19 protein-coding genes and 1 other annotated feature are annotated in these 19189 nt (G+C 40.9%); of the genes, 4 read left to right on the forward strand and 15 right to left on the reverse strand.

The window, feature by feature from the left end; all coding sequences use genetic code 11:
* Positions 1 to 2: 2 nt before the first annotated feature.
* Positions 3 to 470: a hypothetical protein gene (locus FN960_RS12870; RefSeq protein ID WP_143849139.1), complete on the reverse strand. Its 468-nt coding sequence runs from the start codon at positions 468 to 470 to the stop codon at positions 3 to 5.
* Positions 471 to 623: 153 nt separating this feature from the next.
* Between FN960_RS12870 and FN960_RS12875 the strand changes: the two genes are divergently transcribed.
* From FN960_RS12875 to FN960_RS12885, 3 genes are read left to right on the forward strand one after another with little or no spacing between them, the layout of a single operon-like run.
* Positions 624 to 989, forward strand: coding sequence for a type IV pilus modification PilV family protein (locus tag FN960_RS12875; RefSeq protein WP_143849140.1), 366 nt, complete (start codon positions 624 to 626; stop codon positions 987 to 989).
* Positions 986 to 1411, forward strand: a complete 426-nt coding sequence (locus tag FN960_RS12880; protein ID WP_143849141.1) for a hypothetical protein — start codon at positions 986 to 988, stop codon at positions 1409 to 1411. The genes FN960_RS12875 and FN960_RS12880 overlap by 4 nt, the downstream gene beginning before the upstream one ends.
* Entirely contained in the window at positions 1402 to 3408 is a 2007-nt protein-coding gene (locus tag FN960_RS12885) for a prepilin-type N-terminal cleavage/methylation domain-containing protein (protein WP_143849142.1), read from the forward strand. Before FN960_RS12880 ends, FN960_RS12885 begins: the two co-directional genes overlap by 10 nt.
* A 57-nt stretch (positions 3409 to 3465) precedes the next feature.
* Here FN960_RS12885 and FN960_RS12890 read toward each other — a convergent pair whose 3' ends face one another.
* From FN960_RS12890 to FN960_RS12900, 4 genes are all read right to left on the reverse strand, one after another.
* The gene (locus FN960_RS12890) at positions 3466 to 4791 is read right to left on the reverse strand and encodes a bifunctional folylpolyglutamate synthase/dihydrofolate synthase (RefSeq protein WP_143849143.1); all 1326 of its coding nucleotides are present in this window, start codon (positions 4789 to 4791) and stop codon (positions 3466 to 3468) included.
* A 76-nt stretch (positions 4792 to 4867) separates the two neighbouring features.
* Positions 4868 to 5032, reverse strand: coding sequence for a hypothetical protein (locus FN960_RS22845; protein WP_185971025.1), 165 nt, complete (start codon positions 5030 to 5032; stop codon positions 4868 to 4870).
* Between the two features lie 153 nt (positions 5033 to 5185).
* Positions 5186 to 5512 carry a hypothetical protein gene (locus tag FN960_RS12895; protein WP_143849144.1) on the reverse strand — a complete coding sequence of 109 codons (327 nt, stop codon included), beginning with the start codon at positions 5510 to 5512 and terminating at the stop codon, positions 5186 to 5188.
* A gap of 141 nt (positions 5513 to 5653) precedes the next feature.
* On the reverse strand, positions 5654 to 8296 hold the full coding sequence (locus FN960_RS12900; RefSeq protein WP_143849145.1) for a valine--tRNA ligase: 2643 nt from the start codon (positions 8294 to 8296) through the stop codon (positions 5654 to 5656).
* A 41-nt stretch (positions 8297 to 8337) separates the two neighbouring features.
* Positions 8338 to 8566: a binding site (T-box leader), on the reverse strand.
* Between the two features lie 209 nt (positions 8567 to 8775).
* Between FN960_RS12900 and FN960_RS24915 the strand changes: the two genes are divergently transcribed.
* On the forward strand, positions 8776 to 8925 hold the full coding sequence (locus FN960_RS24915; protein WP_498034075.1) for a YszA family small membrane protein: 150 nt from the start codon (positions 8776 to 8778) through the stop codon (positions 8923 to 8925).
* Here FN960_RS24915 and FN960_RS12910 read toward each other — a convergent pair.
* The 10 genes from FN960_RS12910 to hemA form a co-directional block, all read right to left on the reverse strand.
* Positions 8875 to 9570 carry a hypothetical protein gene (locus FN960_RS12910; RefSeq protein WP_143849147.1) on the reverse strand — a complete coding sequence of 232 codons (696 nt, stop codon included), beginning with the start codon at positions 9568 to 9570 and terminating at the stop codon, positions 8875 to 8877. The two genes, FN960_RS24915 and FN960_RS12910, sit on opposite strands and share 51 nt — an antisense overlap.
* 92 nt (positions 9571 to 9662) lie before the next feature.
* Positions 9663 to 10688: a spore coat protein YsxE gene (ysxE, locus tag FN960_RS12915; RefSeq protein WP_143849148.1), complete on the reverse strand. Its 1026-nt coding sequence runs from the start codon at positions 10686 to 10688 to the stop codon at positions 9663 to 9665.
* On the reverse strand, positions 10688 to 11587 hold the full coding sequence (locus FN960_RS12920; protein WP_143849149.1) for a hypothetical protein: 900 nt from the start codon (positions 11585 to 11587) through the stop codon (positions 10688 to 10690). The genes ysxE and FN960_RS12920 overlap by 1 nt, the downstream gene beginning before the upstream one ends.
* 28 nt (positions 11588 to 11615) lie before the next feature.
* Entirely contained in the window at positions 11616 to 12602 is a 987-nt protein-coding gene (spoVID, locus tag FN960_RS12925; protein ID WP_143849150.1) for a stage VI sporulation protein D, read from the reverse strand.
* A 345-nt stretch (positions 12603 to 12947) separates the two neighbouring features.
* Positions 12948 to 14234, reverse strand: a complete 1287-nt coding sequence (hemL, locus tag FN960_RS12930; protein ID WP_143849151.1) for a glutamate-1-semialdehyde 2,1-aminomutase — start codon at positions 14232 to 14234, stop codon at positions 12948 to 12950.
* A gap of 2 nt (positions 14235 to 14236) precedes the next feature.
* Entirely contained in the window at positions 14237 to 15235 is a 999-nt protein-coding gene (gene hemB / locus FN960_RS12935) for a porphobilinogen synthase (RefSeq protein WP_143849152.1), read from the reverse strand.
* Between the two features lie 3 nt (positions 15236 to 15238).
* A complete protein-coding gene (locus tag FN960_RS12940; RefSeq protein WP_143849153.1) occupies positions 15239 to 16018 on the reverse strand; it encodes a uroporphyrinogen-III synthase in 780 nt (259 codons plus the stop codon).
* Complete coding sequence (gene hemC / locus FN960_RS12945) at positions 16008 to 16937, reverse strand: hydroxymethylbilane synthase (protein WP_143849154.1); 930 nt, start codon at positions 16935 to 16937, stop codon at positions 16008 to 16010. The genes FN960_RS12940 and hemC overlap by 11 nt, the downstream gene beginning before the upstream one ends.
* A gap of 38 nt (positions 16938 to 16975) precedes the next feature.
* Positions 16976 to 17791 carry a cytochrome C assembly family protein gene (locus FN960_RS12950; protein ID WP_143849155.1) on the reverse strand — a complete coding sequence of 272 codons (816 nt, stop codon included), beginning with the start codon at positions 17789 to 17791 and terminating at the stop codon, positions 16976 to 16978.
* Between the two features lie 10 nt (positions 17792 to 17801).
* The gene (gene hemA / locus FN960_RS12955; RefSeq protein ID WP_143849156.1) at positions 17802 to 19184 is read right to left on the reverse strand and encodes a glutamyl-tRNA reductase; all 1383 of its coding nucleotides are present in this window, start codon (positions 19182 to 19184) and stop codon (positions 17802 to 17804) included.
* Positions 19185 to 19189 lie beyond the last annotated feature (5 nt).

Genomic DNA, 19189 nt, shown 5'->3' on the forward strand with positions numbered 1-19189 from the left:
CTTCATGACTCCTCTTTATCTTGAATTCGCCTACGCCGTCCAGTCATTAACTCCTCAGATTCATCCACACCGACCTCAACTAAAGGCTGTTTCCTCACAATGATAGAATCCTCTTCTATATCCAGGGACACACTTGATTCTTCCGGAAAAACCGATTCCTCCGTCACAGCTATCTGATTAAAGCTTGTATGTATACTCGGCAGATCCAACTGAATAGATTGCGAGTCACTCTCTCTTTCTAATCGCGCTGCTAGAATCAAGCTTGCTAGAAGGATCAATACAATCGAAGTGGCTATTGTTAATCCAATAGGAAACAGAATGTACATGAAGGCAGTAGCAATAGATATACCAATCGAAGCAACTAAGCTTAGAAGCCTTACATTAAATGAAATGTGGAGCTGTTTCATAAAAATAAGAAGTATAAACAACAGCAAAGCTACACCTATAAAAAGTAAGATTGTATAGAACATTTACTATTCACCAGCCTTTTTAGACTATAAAATGTACTTCTTCTAAAATGTTCTGTATATTTCGATACAGTTCTTTGAGACTTATTGTATAATAAAGTAAAAGTTTTGGATACATATGATTAGTTATAATTTCGGACAATAGGAGGAGATTGCATGTATCATAATGAAAAAGGGATTACATTAATAGAATTACTTGCATCCATCGTCATTCTATCAATCTTCGCCATTGGATTCGCAACAATGCTAATGAACGGGATTAAAGCTAATGAAGTAAATAGAATAGAGATGGAAGCGACACTGGTGGCGCAATCTGAGATTGAACAGATGAGACTGAATCAAGAGGATCTTTTTTGTCAAGATTCGAGATCTACCAAAGATAGCTTTGAAATCAACCGAATTACCTCAATTGTAGAAGAAATGTGTATTGTAACGGTAGAAGTAAGCGGAACTCAGCTTTCTAATGAAGTGATTACGTTACATACTGAATTTAATACCGCACAAACAGGGAGAACGCCATGAACAGTCTATTAAAAAATCAAAAAGGCGCAGCGCTCCCCTTTGTTTTAGGTTTAATAGTAGTCGGGACTTTAGTAGCATTAGGTTTATTAGGATTTCTATTAAGTGAGGTAAATAAAAGTCAGGCTGTTTCTGAAGGGATTCAAGCCAAGTATGCTGCTGAGGCTGGGGCAGAACGGGTACTTCAGGCACTTCATAAAAAACCTGGAGATCTTGTTACTTTAACACCATTTAGTTGTTCTACTAGTTCTTTAACGAAAAAAAATGATGTGAATGGCTATAAAATAGAAACCAGTTGTACATTGACAGAAAAAGAACTAACCATCACAAGTAAAGCAAACGGAAAGCAATCACACACAACCACGATCTCGCTCAACGTGACAAGCACAGCACCACTCACACTGGAGGTGAATTCATGGGAATAAAAAATAGTCTGCATAATGAAAAAGGCCTTACACTTATAGAAGTCTTGGCTGGCGTAGTCATTCTCATGATTGTGCTCGGGATCGGTATGGCTGCACTCGCCCAAAGTAGCACAGTGACTAATGCGATTAAAAACGAGTCCCAAGAAAGACAGGATATGCAGACGGGATTGTTGCAGCTGACAGAGGCGGTGCAGGAGGCGAGCAGAGTTGTAAAGGATGGTGAATACAACTTTCAGCTATACGATGCTAATGGAATTGAATCAAGATTCCGGCTCGATGATGGACAATTAAATACGAATGATAAAAACGGATTTATACCTATTGAAGGTATTAGAAAAATGACTGTTATTGATGACAAAGGTATAACGTTTGAGATAAATGATCTGGAAGAGCCTGTTGTTCTTGCGAGACGTGCGGGTGGATTAGAGATTGAGACTGACCTCGGTGTTCCTGCTGAGGAAGATGATGATGAATGGAAAGATCGAGAACCTGATGTTGTTTGTTTAAAGAAAAGTCAAGTAAATGAAGGAGAGAAATATAATGACTTTTCTGGTTATGCAGAAATGAAGGAATATGAGAGACTTGGTCATATAAAGTGTAATACGAATACTGGTGAAATAACAGTAGAATGGGACAAGAAAATAGAACTTACCGCTGGTGATATATATATTAGAACAAATAAGATAAAAACTGCGTCTGAAGTCACTATCTCACTGAGTAACGGGAGTATCTATTTGCAAATGAGTGATGTTGATTTGGGGTATAATAGTAAAATTAATAGCGGTGAAGCGTTATATATAGAGGGGAAAGTATTAGATTCAAATTCAAGCACCTTAATAACTAGTAATAAAAAGATGAGAATTGTTGGCGATGTAAAAATTGCTTTCAATAATAAGTTAAAAAGTAATGATAGCCTTTTAATTGAAGGAAATCTTATTGACTCTGGATCTTCAGGAGAAGTAACAAGTAAGTTAAAACTAACTATTAAAGGTAACGTAATATCTAAACATGCTAGTAAACTGATATCTGAAGACGCAATATTAATAGAGGGCCATCTTCACAACGAAGGAAGCGAAATAACCGTTTCTTCTAAAAAGGATTTAATAATAAATAGTTATGTTAACTTAAAACATAAGAGTACTATAAAAAGTGAAGAATCAATATTTATTAATGGAACTTTAACTAATCAAGGTACAGAAACCCATATTAAAAGTAATAAAGAATTAAGTATTAACGGAGATGTTAATAATGAGCATAAAGGAAAAATTGAAAGTGAAGAGTCATTATATATTTATGGAAATTTAATTAATAATGGTACTGAAACTCAGGTAAATAGCACGAAAAATATAACAATTATGGGAAATGCTAATAACAAAGATAGCGGGAAAGTTAAAGCTGGCGCATCGCTTTTTATAAATAAAGATTTGGTAAACGAACACTCTGCATCAATGGAAAGCAAAAAACACATTACAGTTTTAGGTAATTTTATAAATAACTACGGCAATAAAATTACTAGTAATGATTCAATATATGTTCATGGCAAAATGGAGAATGGTCAAAACACTAATATCCGTGCAGATAAATTAATTTCTATAAATGGAGATTTAATAAACAAATATGAAGTGAAAGTTTATACTGGTGATTCTTTACACGTTGGAGGACAAGTTAGTACCACTGAACTTGGTGAAATTAGAGTGATTAATAATCTATATATCCAGAATGGATTGATTGTCGGAAAAGGTGTTCATGTTAAAACAGATAAAAAATCATTTGTAAATGGAACAATTGAATTTCCAACTAATCCTTATGATACTAAAGGAGCTTACTTTTACACAGATGGTGAATTAACTTATACCGGACCAATTAAGGGAGCAACAAAAGATAGTAACAATCGTTTACTCTTTAAAGCCGGAAAAGAAACCAAAGTCGCATCGATGAACACTCTACCCAGCTTCCCTGCTTTCCCAGAATTCCCAAAACAACCAGCACAACCTTAAAACAGTGCCCCACTACTTTATCAAAAAGTAATGGGGCATTGTTTATTAATCTTCATTTCAAACCATATTAACCTTCCTCAACTCTTCACCCTTCTTCAACCCACCGCGCACTTCAGAAATAAAATACAACGATCCTGTCACCAAGATCAGCTCATCTTTTTTCCAGTGATCCAACATATGCTCTAGTGCGATTCTCCAATCTAACTGCATTTCAGCTTCTATTTCATCAGGAGTCGCTTCTAGTAGGTCTTCTGGTTCGGCTGCTCTGAAAAAGTCAAAGCCTGTCCAGGTAATATGAATGTCTAAATTTTTGAATGGTGCCATTAAGGTGGCAACGTCTTTTTCTTGTGTGAGTCCTGCAAGCATTGTCACTTTGTGATTAGGATAATGGTTTTGGAGGGTGGTGGCTAATGCCTTCATCCCTTCTTCATTATGTGCGCCATCTGCGATTAGTAGTGGCTGATCCATTAGCTTTTCAAAGCGTCCAGGCCAATTTGTGTGCGCTAATCCTTTTTTACAGGCAGCGTCCGTGATTTCAAAGCCTGAATGCTCTCTTAAACGCAGTAATGCCATTAGAGCAAGACTGGCATTTGCTAGCTGATGCTCCCCTTGCATGGTTGTTTTCAGTTGAGTTAGGCGTCCCAGTGGTGAATCAAAGGTAAAACTTTGATCTGATTGGTTGATTAAAATATCTGTTATATAAAAATCTTCATTTAGTTGGTTAAATGACGTGTCGCGTTCAATCGCTGTTTCTCTTAATACAGTTAATGCATCAAGATTCGTAACTCCTGAGATCACTGGAATTCGTTTCTTAATAATTCCAGCCTTTTCTCTAGCTATTTCTTCAATGGTTGAGCCAAGGATATGCATGTGATCGTGCCCAATTGAAGTAATGACGGATAAAAGTGGCTTGATGACATTGGTTGAATCAAGTCTTCCTCCAAGACCTACCTCTACTAACACGATATCTGGCTTCGCAACATGTGCAAAATGCTCAAACATTATCACTGTGATCACTTCAAATTCAGTTGGTGATTCAAGCTCTGTTTGGGCCAATTCTTCCACTAAAGGTCTAACTTTATTCGCTGCGGCCACAAGATCCTTTTCTGAAATTGGCACTCCATTTAGAGAGATGCGCTCTTCAAAGCATTCCAAATAAGGGGATGTAAAGGTCCCTACTTTGTATCCATTTGCCTCAAGCATATGACGCATAAAGCTGACTGTGGATCCTTTTCCATTTGTTCCGGCAACGTGAATCATATTCAACTTGGATTCTGGATTCCCCAATTTCTCCAACATCCAGTCCATTCGTTTAAGTCCTGGTTTTATTCCAAACGGTAACAGGCTGTGGATCCATTCAATGGCTCTCTCTGCGCTGATCATCTTTTTCCCCCACTCCGTTTCCCTTGTCTACCTATGTCTTATTATAGCGAGAAATGCGAGGAGAATTCAATTGATTTTATTTACGCTTAAGCAACAATGCAAGCATGAATGAGCCCTGCGTAAGAAGCACCATTCCGATTGAGAGATAGAAATCCTCTAAAAGAAAGAGAAAAAGATAGCTAACTAAGACCGAACTTATAAGGATGAGAACAAAAGCAGCAAGCACTTGTTTCACATTCATGTTATATCTCCCTTTCGTATTAACACCAATAATAGTTGATTAATGAAATATAATAAGCTTTTTAAACATTTATGATTATGCTAATCAAAGCAGGCAGAGGAACTGTCATTAACGATAACTTCTTTCTTGATATCCGTTCCTCTTTCCCGTTATTCAGTGCTCTTTCCCGATATCCGCCTCTCTCCCGATATCCACTCCTCTTTCCCGATATCCACCTCTCTTTCCCGATATCCGCCTCTCTTTCCCGATATCCGCCTCTCCTTTCCCGATATCCGTTCCTCTTTCCCGATATCCGCCCCTCTTTCCCGATATCCGCTCCTCTTTCCCGATATCCGCTCCTCTTTCCCGATATCCGCCTCTCTTTCCCGATATCCGTTCCTCTTTCCCGATATCCAATCCTCTTTCCCGATATCCCCCTCTCTTTCCCGATATCCACTCCTCTTTCCCGATATCTCCGCTCCTCCTACTCTTTTTCCTCACAAGCATCGCCTACAAAGCTTTCCACTTACATATCAGCATGTCTCCCCTCCATTGGCATATCATGATCCATGTCCATCCTTTCCACCGTATAAAAAAAGCCGAAGTAATACATCATCTGTACTACATCGGCTTCGTTCTATCCTATGCTTGTAATTCTGCAATTCTTGCTTCAACGATTTTGCGCTGTTCGGAGTAATCTGCTTGCTTTTTCTTCTCTTCTTCTATAACGTGTGCAGGTGCTTTGGCGACAAAGCCTTGGTTGCTAAGCTTTTTGTCTACGCGTTCGACTTCTTTTGTTAGGCGCGTGAGCTCTTTTTCCAGGCGAGCAACTTCTTCCTCGATATTAAGCAGGCCAGCTAGTGGTAAAAATAGCTCTACTCCACTCAGAACCTGTGACATCGATTTTTCTGGAGCTTGAATGGTGGTTGAGATGTCGAGTTTACTTGGGTTACAGAATTTCTCGATAAATGCTTGACCACGAGTAAGCTGCTCTTGCAATTGATCATTTGCTGGACGAATTAGTAGCTCGATTTGCTTGCTCATTGGTACATTTAGTTCAGAGCGAACATTACGAACAGCACGAATGACTTCTTTTAGCTGATTCATGTCTTCAATGGATTCTTCAAAGATGAATTCTGAATGCACAACCGGCCATGCGGCTACTGTAATGGAATCTCCTTCATGCGGGAGATGCTGCCAGATTTCTTCCGTGATAAATGGCATGATTGGATGAAGCATTCTCATTGTTTGGTCTAACACGTACGCTAGAACAGAACGAGTGGTTTTTTTCGCTTCTTCGTCTTCCCCGTAAAGTGATAGTTTCGCCATTTCAATGTACCAGTCACATAAATCATCCCAAATGAAGGTATAAAGTAAACGACCGACTTCTCCAAACTCGTACTTATCAATTAATCGAGTCACATCTTTAATTGTTTCCTGTAGTCGGGTCAGGATCCATTTATCTGCAACTGACTTTTCGCCGCTCAGATTAATGTCATGATAATCCAAAAATTCCATATTCATCAAAGCAAAACGAGAGGCATTCCAGATCTTATTACCGAAATTCCATGTTGCTTCTACCTTTTCCCAATAAAAACGAAGATCATTTCCCGGGGAACTTCCTGTTGTCAGGAAGAAACGCAGGGCATCTGTACCATATTTATCAATAACTTCTTGTGGATCCACTCCGTTACCAAGTGATTTACTCATCTTACGTCCGTCCGCTGCACGAATGAGTCCGTGGATAAGAACATCATTAAATGGTCGTTCGCCTGTAAACTCAATTCCCTGGAAGATCATACGAGAGACCCAGAAAAATATGATATCATAACCCGTTACAAGTGCACTTGTTGGGTAAAAACGCTTAAAGTCAACAGCTTCCTCGTCTGGCCAGCCCATCGTTGAAAATGGCCATAATGCTGAGCTGAACCATGTATCCAAGACATCGTCATCTTGCTTCCAGTTCTCAGCGTCTTCTGGTGCCTCGTGACCAACATAGATTTCACCAGTTTCTTTGTGATACCAGGCTGGAATACGGTGGCCCCACCAAAGCTGCCTGGAAATACACCAGTCGCGGATGTTCTCCATCCAGCGCAGGTACGTTTTTTCAAAACGATCTGGGACAAAGTTTACTTTATCCTCCGTTTTTTGTAGTTCAATCGCTGCGTCCGCAAGGGGTTGCATGTTGACAAACCATTGAGTCGAAAGATACGGTTCAACAACAGCCCCACTTCGCTCAGAATGTCCTACTGAATGAGTATGCTCCTCAATTTTAAAGAGAACACCCTGTTCTTGAAGATCCGCGACTATCTGCTTTCGACATTCAAAGCGATCAAGCCCATTATATTTGCCAGCATTTTCATTCATCGTTCCGTCTTCATTCATGACTAAAACACGTTCTAGATTATGACGATTGCCAATCTCAAAGTCATTTGGATCATGCGCTGGTGTGATTTTCACGGCTCCTGAACCAAATTCCATATCAACATAATCATCAGCAACAATTTTGATTTCGCGTCCTAGAATTGGGAGCGTGACCGTTTTACCAATGAGATGTGCATAACGCTCATCTTGAGGGTGAACAGCAACAGCCGTATCACCAAGCATTGTCTCTGGACGAGTTGTAGCTACTTCAATTTCACCACTTCCATCTGTTAGTGGGTAATTCATATGATAGAAGGCACCTTGAACATCCTCATGAATGACCTCAATATCAGAAAGGGCCGTTTTTGTAGCAGGATCCCAGTTAATAATGTATTCGCCACGATAGATTAACCCTTTATTATAGAGCTTCACAAATACTTCATTAACTGCTTTTGACAAGCCTTTATCTAAGGTGAAACGTTCACGTGAATAATCAACAGAGATGCCAATCTTAGACCATTGGTCGCGAATAAATTGAGCATACTCTTCCTTCCACTCCCATGTTTTTTCGACAAAGGCTTCTCTTCCTAAATCGTAGCGTGTGACACCCTCTTCTTTAAGCTTCGCTTCAACCTTTGCTTGAGTAGCAATTCCTGCGTGGTCCATGCCTGGAAGCCATAAGGTGTCATAGCCCTGCATTCGTTTGGTCCGCGCTAGAATGTCTTGAAGCGTTGCGTCCCATGCGTGACCAAGGTGAAGCTTTCCCGTAACGTTTGGTGGTGGAATAACAATTGAATATGGCGTTTTGTTCTCATCTCCAGTTGCTTCAAAAAACTTTCCTTTAACCCAGTAGTCATACCATTTGGCTTCGGTGTCTTTAGGATTATATTTAGTTGGCATTTCCTTTTGCTGCTGATCCATATGTGTATCCTCCTTTTTTTCATACAAAAAAACCCTCCATCTCAAAGGACGAAGGGTTTCGCGGTACCACCTTTGTTTGCAAAAGGCAGATTCTTCTCTACATCATGCACACTCAATCTGTTAACGGCCAGCACCCGTCCCTGCTTACTGAATGTTCAGCAAGGCTGCTCACGGGCGACCTTCTACATAACCTGCCTGAGTCGTCTTCCAGCCAATGGACGTCTCTTTCTGTAAGGGGTTAGGTGTACTCTTCCCGATCTTTGCATGTCTATTTGAATATTATTTATTTTATCCTGTTTAGATAGTGTTCGTCAATATTAGCATAGCCTATTTTTCAAAAGCTTAATCCAGTTTGTTTCCCATTCAATCTGAAGGATGCATAGTATGTAAAAAACGGGCGACTGAAAGGGGAGAATCGATTGTTTAGAAGATACAAACGACCGCCGTATTACCCCTCACAAAAGAAGTGTGGACCGTGGTTGTACATTAGAGCTGCCTGCTACCAGTGTCTACTTCCCATCATTTGTTTCCAAGCCATTCGTACCCTGCTTTTTCCTACTACCCTAGATTTCCTTTTGCTAGTTGCTTTGATTGTGCTCTACTGTTCGGTTGCTTTGAATCTTTTTTAAGGGAGACATCATCCATTTGTACAATAGAAATGTACTTAAAGCAATAGCCAGACTTGTAGTTGCGTTAATTGGGATCATTAATAGGTCATCCCATAAAGACATGCTCGCCATAAATAATCCTGTTCCAGCTAGTAAGCTTAACCAGCCGGAGACCTTCCATACCCAAGGTCTCCTCAGCTTATGACTATTCGTATGAACATATACAAGCAATGCCAGACCCCCATATCCTAACACTGCAAAAATCAACAGTGGTAAAATGGAAACATGCTTTAAGGTGGCTCCACTATTCCCGTAAACGGCCAAGCTGATGAGATAGACCGCTGCTTGAAGTAAAAAAAAGAAGCTAACGATAAAAAAACCAGTTCGTATCATAGATAATAGATTGGTTCTCCAGATCGTTGATTCCAAAAAGCCGATTTCTCTATCACAATACATATTAATATCTCCGAAGACCTCATGAATATCCTTGTTTTCCTGCCTTGCTCTAATCAACTGTGACTGAAAGGTACTAAGCAGCTTTCTTGATAAGGCTTCAGATAGCTGTTTGGTCAGTAGATACTTCCTTACTTTTTCAATCATCATTTGATCCTGAGCGTGAAGCAGGTCTACTTCTTTCGCGTAAGTCTCATACGAATCCTTGCCCATCTCAGGTGCCTCCATTCAAACTAATAACCATCTATATCCATTCTATTCGATATACACAGTATAAGGAAACCATATGAGTTACGCAAGAAAGGTTATTGCATAGATTCATTTGATACTGGCAGTAACCTTCCTGTTAAACGTTGGGCTTTTCTCATTGATAGAATTCGTTTCTCTAGCCTTTGTACGTGAGCGAGCTCACTCCATTGATTTTCTTTTTTACGATAAAAATCAACGGCAAAGACAATTGGTTCTGGAAAAATTAAATAACTTGATAAGAGCTGCTTTTCCTCATCAAGTAACGGAAGGTGATGCTCGTATCTGGAAAACCATTTTACTACTTCGTCCTCTGACCATTGTGCGTGGGGAAAGCTTTGTCGACAAAACGTTGCCAAATCACGAGCTGGTGTATCTAAGCTGACCCGTTCAAAGTTAATAAGAAACGGTTCATTATCTGCCGTAAACAGAGCATGACTTCTTGATAAACGACCATGATTTAAAACACTTCGATATTTTCCTTTTTCCTTTGCTGCTTCATACCACTCATTTAGATACATTTTTGCTGCCTCTGCCATTTGATCGAGTGAATGAATATGCGTGAGGTATGTCAGTTCAAAGGGCGACATATAGATTTTTTGTTCAGCCTGATCTGCAAAATGAATAAGTTCTAGCTGTTTGCTCTCCCATTTCGTGAGGAGCTGTCTATACGATTGTTCAAGCTGTTCCAGTGATAACTCTTGTGTTTTAACAGTAATTCGATGAATAACACCCATTTGATCTATTAGCTTCTCTTCTCTTGATTCTCTGGCCGTATACTCTGGTGATTGAATCCATGGCATAAGATAATAACTGGTCTTACCCATCGTCACAATATATTCCCCATATTTAGTTGGCAAAATAGGCACGGCTTGCTTATATCCAAGCTTAACCAGCCGGTGCATCGCATGAATGAGCTCATCCACCTGATTATGGGCGATTTGCGTTTGCTTCAACGCAAATATGCCTCTTGGAGTGGTCAGCTTTAATACTTTTCCATTGCCCACTTCTTCTATTTGATCTGGAATCAAATCATAATGAAAGAGTACGGATTCTAATGAATGGTGCCCATAGTCAACTGCCATTAAGAATGCCTCCCGTCCAGCCACTCGGCTATTTCATCTACCATGCGTTTTGATAGTGCCCAATCACGGTTACATGCATTTACGGTTGACTCAATTTCTGCCTCTGTTCGTTTGTCCAGTAACAATGCATTTAACTGATTTACCTCATACGGAATTAAACATTCAGCTAACAGTAAGCCACCCTGTTCTTTGGAGAAATCAGAATAAATATTCTCAATTGCATCTAAAACAGGTGTAAGCGACATCGTATCATGTCGTGCCATCCACTCTCTTAATAATGTGCAGATTGGATAATATCCCGTGTGTGGATAATCATTTGATCCTGTCCAAAACATCAATCCGTGAATTTCTTTCGCTTGATTAATTCCTGTTGAATCTACTAACGGGAGACGGCTTGAAGAATGACGGGTACGTATGGCTGTCGCTTTTGCTTGCCGCGCTTTTGCTTCATATAAAACGTGACGCAAGGTAGGCTGGAGAGCCTTCGGGAACATCCACAATTTCTTTTCTAATTGTTTTAAGTCTGGTTCTTCAACTTCCTGTGTTCTCATTTCTTGTTCTGTACGAACACCAAATTGAATCAGTAATCCAATAAACGTTCCCCAAACCTGTCCATTTTCATCCTGCATAAAAGGGTCGGGAATTTCATCATGAATTGTCACCCACGTAGATTTCCACGGAACAGAGGCTTCGCCTGCCTTGGTTCGAATCATTCGGTCCGTTAGAACAAGAGGCGCCATGCTGCAGTGGTCTCTCCAGCGAATGTGCCAATCCATCAGCCCTTGATCCTCCCAGCGCCGTAATCGCTTTATGCCGCTATCCGTTTCAATCATCTGCTCATTAACAGCTACGGCCTTCTCCCAACCAAATTGCTGTTTTAGCTCTTCTAGCAGATCCATGATGAACCCCCTCCCTCAACTTAACCCTTCACGACTGAACTGGAATATATAAGATTTGTCCTGCCTCTACCTGCTCTGCGTCTAACCGATTCATTCTAATTAACTGGCTAGTGGATACATCGTAGCGTTGCGCAATACTATCAAGAGATTCATGCTCTTGGATAATACACATTCTCCACTTTGTAAACTGTTCCTCACTTTTAGACATCATGCTTGTTAAATAAAGTGCATTTTCTTCTCGTTCTGAGTGCTGATGCTCTTCATCACTGTCCTCTTCAGATTCTTCACTGCTAAATTGAGCCTCTTCATGATGAAGTGTTTCCTTAGTTTGTGTCGTGACATCTGCATGAGGAGCCAATGTAATACGGTGAAGATCTGAATAACCCACATCCACATCCGCCTTCTCACCTTCACGATCTAGTTCCACCTCGATACGATCCTCTGGTGAAGTCTGACTAGGTGTTGGTAGCTGGTACGCTTCAAACGAGAAGGAGGTATCAATTGCTTGTTCTTCTCGTATCTCCTCTTCTTCTGCAATGGGCTGAACTTGACCGTCCTGCTCTTCTGAATCAGACATACCACTAATGGAAATATCGGCAGTGAGTTGAATGCAGCTTTTATCTGGAACATCATAATCAAAGGATTCCACTTCTACGTAAATGTCCTGCAAATTTTGAATTCGACTTAACGGAATGGTTACATCCACAGGAAAGAAATGCTTTAAATCCCCTTTTCCATTTTCAGAGACATGAACTTCTTCAATAGATCGGAACGATGCTTGGTCTCGATAGCTGGAATCAATTGTATCTGGTTCTTCCTCCTGACTTGTATCAGATAAGGTGTATTCACCCACAAGTCTCAAACCTCCGACAATACTCACCTGATCGCCATCTTCTTTAATTGTAATTTCCGGGGATAATGACATGCCAAGTATCTCATCAATTTCCTGTCCTTTATTTAACCAGACTGACTCTTCCACCGTTAATGTCAGTTTTCTTGGATGCTCCTGCGTCATCGTAACTCCTCCTTCTAGAAATCAAATCCACTGAACGAGACCATTCGTACATGAAATCCTATGCTACGATTTGCAGATTTATAACTAAAAAAAAAGACTTTCTCGCTTGTGAAAGCAGAGAAAGTCTTTTGGTGATATGAGCGCATAGATGTATGGTTCGGCTTCGCAGATTTATATCCCATTCTGTACAACTAATCAAATAATCTACACTTAACAAGCGGATGAATGTGGAGGATCGACACCTGCGGGATGAACAGGTTCATTGGAATAAGCTGGTGGAGCCTAATTAGTTCAATACCTTCCCGCGGTAAGCGATCCCTACACTCAGGAGCGGAAGCCACATCCCTATTTCGTTATTTTCGCAAATGCACGCTCTGCGGCTTCAATAGTGGCCTCAATGTCTTCATCACTGTGTTTAGTTGAGAGGAACATTCCTTCAAATTGTGAAGGAGGTAGAGAGATTCCCTCTTCAAGCATATACCTAAAATATTGTGAGAAGATGCTTAGATTAGAGGTTTTTGCTTTTTCAAAGCAGTCTACCTTCTCATCGGTGAAAAAGAGTCCAATCATTGAACCAGCACGGTTAATATGATGCGGAATTCCATGTTTTTTCGCTGCTTCTGACAATCCTTGCTCTAATCTCTCCGCCTTGTTATTAAACGTTACATAGTCGTCTTCAGATAGCTGGGATAAAGTTTCGTAGCCAGCTGTCATCGCAAGTGGATTACCAGAGAGTGTTCCTGCTTGATAAATTGGGCCGCTTGGTGCTATTTGCTCCATAATCTCGCGTTTCCCACCAAATGCCCCCACAGGCAGCCCTCCACCGATGACCTTACCAAGGCATGTTAAGTCCGGTGTGACTCCAAAGACCCCCTGTGCACAGTGATAGCCTACACGGAATCCCGTCATGACCTCATCAAAAATCAATAACGTTCCGTTCTCTTCTGTTAGGCTGCGTAATGTCTCAAGAAAGCCTTGCTCAGGTGGAACAACCCCCATATTTCCTGCCACTGGTTCAACGATCACAGCGGCCAAGTCATCACCAAACTCCTCAAACGCATAACGAACACTTTCCAAATCGTTATAAGGTACCGTCAATGTATTTTTTGCGACGGATTCCGGGACGCCAGGACTGTCAGGTAAACCTAATGTCGCTACACCTGAACCGGCTTTAATTAATAAAGAGTCTCCGTGCCCATGATAACAGCCAGTAAATTTCAAAATCTTAGAGCGACCTGTAAAACCCCTTGCCAGTCTTAACGCACTCATCGTTGCTTCTGTTCCCGAGTTCACCATTCGAACCACTTCAATAGATGGCACACGATCAATCACCAGCTGTGCAAGTTTAGTTTCCAGTTCACTTGGCGCACCAAAACTTGTCCCTTTTTCGGTTGTTTTTTTGATTTGCTCTACAACCTGAGGATCTGCGTGACCAAGAATAAGTGGTCCCCATGACAGAACATAGTCAATATACTCATTGCCATCAATATCAACAATTTTAGAGCCACTACCGCTCTCCATATATACCGGGTTCATGTCAACCGACTTAAATGCACGGACAGGGCTGTTAACCCCTCCTGGCATAAGTGGTTTTGCCTGCTCAAATGCCGCCTCTGATTTAGAAAAGTTCATCGTTATTCGGCCCCTTTCCTAGTTGCTTCATTCATCCATTTCACAGCGTCTTTTGCATGATACGTTAAAATAAGATCCGCTCCTGCTCTCTTCATGCTAATCAGCTTCTCCAGTACAGCCTCACGTTCATTTATCCAGCCGTTTAATGCAGCTGCTTTCACCATCGCATATTCACCACTAACATTATATGCGACAAGAGGAACTCCTGAATAATCCTTAACTTCACGAATGATATCTAAATAAGAAAGAGCAGGCTTCACAATAAGAAAATCAGCTCCTTCATTTAAATCTGATTGTGCCTCTCGTAAAGCTTCCTCTCGGTTCGCCGGATCCATTTGATAAGTTTTACGATCTCCAAACGATGGCGCACCATGTGCCGCATCTCGGAATGGCCCGTAGAAAGCTGACGCATATTTCACTGAATAGGCCATGATTGGAATATGCTCAAACCCAGCTTCGTCTAATCCATGACGAATCGCTGTGACAAACCCATCCATCATATTAGATGGGGCAATGATATCTGCTCCAGCCTTTGCCTGAGACACCGCCGTTTGGGCAAGAATGTCGAGGGAAGCGTCATTAACAATGTCGTTATCTTGAATCACACCACAATGTCCGTGATCGGTAAACTGACATAAACAGGTATCCGCTATAACCGTTAAATCGGGATACGCCTCTTTGATTACTCTTGTCGCTTCTTGAACAATTCCGTGATCATGAAAGGCAGAAGATCCTACTGCGTCTTTTTCAGCAGGTAATCCAAAGAGGATAATTGATGGGATTCCAAGCTCCACAACCTCCTTTACCTCTTCTAATACATTATGTAAAGGCCATTGAAAGACACCTGGCATAGAAGAAATCTCTGTGATCTCACTTCCTGTTTCCTTAACAAACATTGGATAAATAAAATCATCCTGACTTAGTTGCGTCTCCCTTACCATTCGACGCATCGTCGCAGATTGTCTTAGTCTACGATGTCGATCAAAATCTAGTTTCGTCATATGTTATTCACCCTTTCTCAAGCGGATAAGCTCATCTACCATGGCTTCAACTGTAAATCGTTTTGGTACAGCAGCAACAACGAGACCTAACGCCCTGGCCTTTTGTGCTGTTATGTCCCCAATACACACAATATCTGCTTCAGGAAACAACATGGTTTTATCTGATAATAATTTTTGACTAAGTTCAGCATAATGAGAAACCGTCGACGCACTTGTGAATGTGAGATAGTCAGGTTGTACTCCTAATTGCTGTAGCTCTTTTATTTTTAGCAAAGCCTCTTTCGGAAAGACGGTTTCATATACTGCCAAGTCCAACACAGATAAACCCGCTTTTTTTAATAAGTCAGTCAGGATGGGCCTTGCAAGATTTCCACGAGCAAGTAAAATCCGTTCATGTGTGCTTGCTTTTTTTAAGATAGCCTCTGCCAGGGATTCAGCTTCGTACTTTGTAGGCATCACTTCAACCTGAAACTGATAGTTCAATAGCTCCGATCTCGTCTTTGAACCGACTGCAGCGACTCTTGCCTTTGATCGTAATTGATCTATTTCTTGATCAGAAAGCTGATCTAAGAAAAAACGCACGCCATTGACACTGGAAAACACAATCCAATCATAATCCGTTAGATGAGAATGATGGCTTATCGATGCTTTCCTAAAATCTATAAGAGGAAGCTCTATTGGTTGTCCACCTAAAGCACGAATCTGTTCAATAAGGGCTCCTGCCTGTGACGAGGATCTTGTTACTACAATCGATGCACCATCTAGTGGTCGATTAGGAGTCAAGTTCGCTTTTCACCTTATCTAAAATGTCCTTCGCGCCCTTATCCATTAAAGCAGAAGCTACCTTCTCGCCAAGCTCCACAGGTGATGTTCCCGTAATCGTCTGATGTAGCAGAATTTTCCCGTCTGGTGACCCAACTAAACCAGTTAGCTGCAGCTCTCCTTGATGAAGCTCTGCATACCCTGCAATGGGTACCTGGCAACCTCCTTCGAGCCTATGAAGAAACGTGCGTTCAGCAGTTACCGTTTGCGATGTATCTGGATCATTGATGTGGGAAAGTAGCTTCTTCAGCTCCTCATCATCACTGCGGCATTCAAGGCCTAGAGCTCCTTGTCCAACAGCAGGTACGCATACATCTGGCTCCAAATATTCCGTGATAAAATCCTCTGAATAACCAAGTCTTTTTAAACCAGCGGCCGCCAGTACAATCGCACTAAAGTCCTCTTCCTTCAGCTTACGCAGTCTTGTTTCTACGTTACCTCGTATCCATTGAACCTTCAAATCAGGTCTTTTTGCTAGAATTTGTGCCGAACGTCTTAAACTACTTGTTCCAATAATTGATCCAGCAGGCAAATCTTCAAGCTTCACATGATTCTCTGAAATCAACACATCTCTAGGATCTTCTCGTGTGGTAATCGCTGCAAGTGTAAAACCCTCTGGTAATGACGAAGGTACATCCTTCATACTATGCACAGCTAAGTCAATCTCTCCGTCTGCAAGGGCTTGCTCAATTTCTTTAACAAACAGTCCTTTGCCACCCACCTTTGAGAGTGTCACATCCAGAATACGATCACCCTTTGTTACAATTTCTTTCGTTTTGAATTCGTACGGCAGATTTAACTGCTCCAGCTGATGAATCACCCATTTTGTTTGAGTTAAAGCCAAATTACTTCGTCTTGTTCCAAGTATAATCGTTCTCATAACTGCCTCCATTCGCGTTTCAACGATCCATCTATAGGTTATGTCCATATGTGAAAGCTTGAATATTGCCCTGACAAAAAATAATTAATTAATAAGACTAAAAACGCACCAACATTTAATAAAATTGTTTGGTAACCTCTCTTGTAGTTTACCACACGCTGGTAAAGATACGCTCCATATACGATAAGAGTCAGTATGGAACTAATCGTCTTTATATCCGACCATGGGAGCGTATTGTATTCAACCCAGGCCCATATAAAGCCAAAGATTACGCCTATAAGCATAAGTGGCACTCCAATAGAGGCGGCTATAAAGGAAAATCGCTCAAGCTGCGGAAATGCTCCAAAGCGCTGTAGGCGTTTACTAAACTTCTTTTTCTTTAGCATTTGATGCTGTACCACATAAAGAATGGCAAAAGAAAAGGATAGTGTAAACGCAGTATAGGACACAAGGATGAAACTAATGTGCAACACGAGTAGCTCTGATTGCAGCATGCTTGCCAAATGTGTAGGGACCTCTGTATGTGGTTTAAACAGACTAATTGTCATCATACAAAAGCCCACTAAATTAATAACAAGAATCAAAAAATCTACTTTAAACTTCAAATTTAGTATTAATGAAATCGTCACGAGGCTCCATGCATAAAAAAAGAGCCCTTCAAATGGGGTTAAGATTGGAATTCTCCCCATCTCCAGTGCTCTTAAGACAAAAAATACTGTCTGTAAGCTCCAGACAATAGAAAGCAACCAGAAAGCCACAACATTGACTTTCCGGTTATTAAATAAAAAATCAATAAAGTATCCGAGGACACTAAAGCTGTATAAGATCACCGTAAGAGGATAAATCCAACTCATAATTTACTCCTTAGGAGCGCACAACCGCTTTCTCTTCTGATGATACCGCTGCATACTGTAACTGCTTTGCTTCTTCCCACTGATCTTCCGCTGCTTTTAAGAAAGTCTGCTTCTCTTGTTCAGCAAGTTCCTCTTCAAGAGCAAACATTTCTTTTACTAAATCCAACGGATCTATGGTATCCGTTTCTCCTGCCATCTCTTTAATGCGGGTGATAGGATCACGCAGCAATTGATTCACTATGCTTTTTGTATGCTTACGTAAGACTTTTCGGTCACGCTCAGATAAATGCGGCAGCTTGCGTTCTATACTCTCCATAGTATCCGCTTGTACCGCTAATGCTTTAGAACGTAATGCGGTTATAAGTGGTACAACACCTAACGTATTCACCCATTGATTAAATTGAACAAGCTCAGCTTCTATTAACAGTTCAATTTTCTCTGCTTCTTTTTGTCTTTCTGCTAAATTAGCTTCTACAATATTTTGTAAATCATCAATGTCATAGAGATAAACGTCATCATAATCAGCTATGGCCGGGTCGATATCACGTGGCACAGCAATATCCACTATAAATAAAGGACGGCCTTTTCTTTTTTTCAACGCAGTAGCAATATCCTGCTTTGTTACAACAAAATCACGAGAACCCGTAGAGCTAATAAATACATCAGCCGAAGTAAGCGCATCTCCAAGTTCATCCATTGGCCTTGCTTGTCCGGCAAATCGTTGAGCAAGCTCCTTCGCTTTCTCCAAGGTACGATTTAACACGGTAATAGAAGAAGCTCCGTTTGAATGCAAATGTTTTGCCGTTAATTCACTCATCTTGCCTGCACCAAGTACAAGCACGTGCTTATCTATAAAGCTGCCAAAAATTTGCTTGCCAAGCTCAACACCAGCATAACTCACTGATACAGCCTGCTGAGAAATATCTGTTAACGAGTGCGCTTTTTTAGCGAACGTAATCGCCTGCTTAAACAGCTCATTAAAAATGGTGCCTGTTACCTGCTCCGTTTGAGCAAGGAGGAATTGATTTTTGATCTGCCCCAAAATTTGAGTTTCACCCAGAATCATTGAATCAAGACCGGCTGCCACACGCATCAGATGCTCAACTGCCGCATCGTTTTCTTTTATATTGAGATAAGGAGATACATCTGCCTTACTCATATTAAACCAATCCGACAGAAATGTTTTCGTAAAGTGCCTTCCAGTGTGAAGCTGGTCAGCTACGACATACACTTCTGTCCGATTACAGGTTGATATAATCGCACATTCGAGTATGCTTTTAGATGTTCGTAATTGTTTTAATGCAGCGGGGAGCTCCGTCTCTTGAAAGGCCATCTTCTCTCTCATTTCAACCGGGGCTGTTTTATAATTTAATCCCACTAGTATGATGTGCATATGTC

Origin of the sequence: Alkalicoccobacillus porphyridii, from assembly GCF_007293315.1 — a bacterium.
GTDB lineage: Bacteria > Bacillota > Bacilli > Bacillales > Bacillaceae_D > Alkalicoccobacillus > Alkalicoccobacillus porphyridii.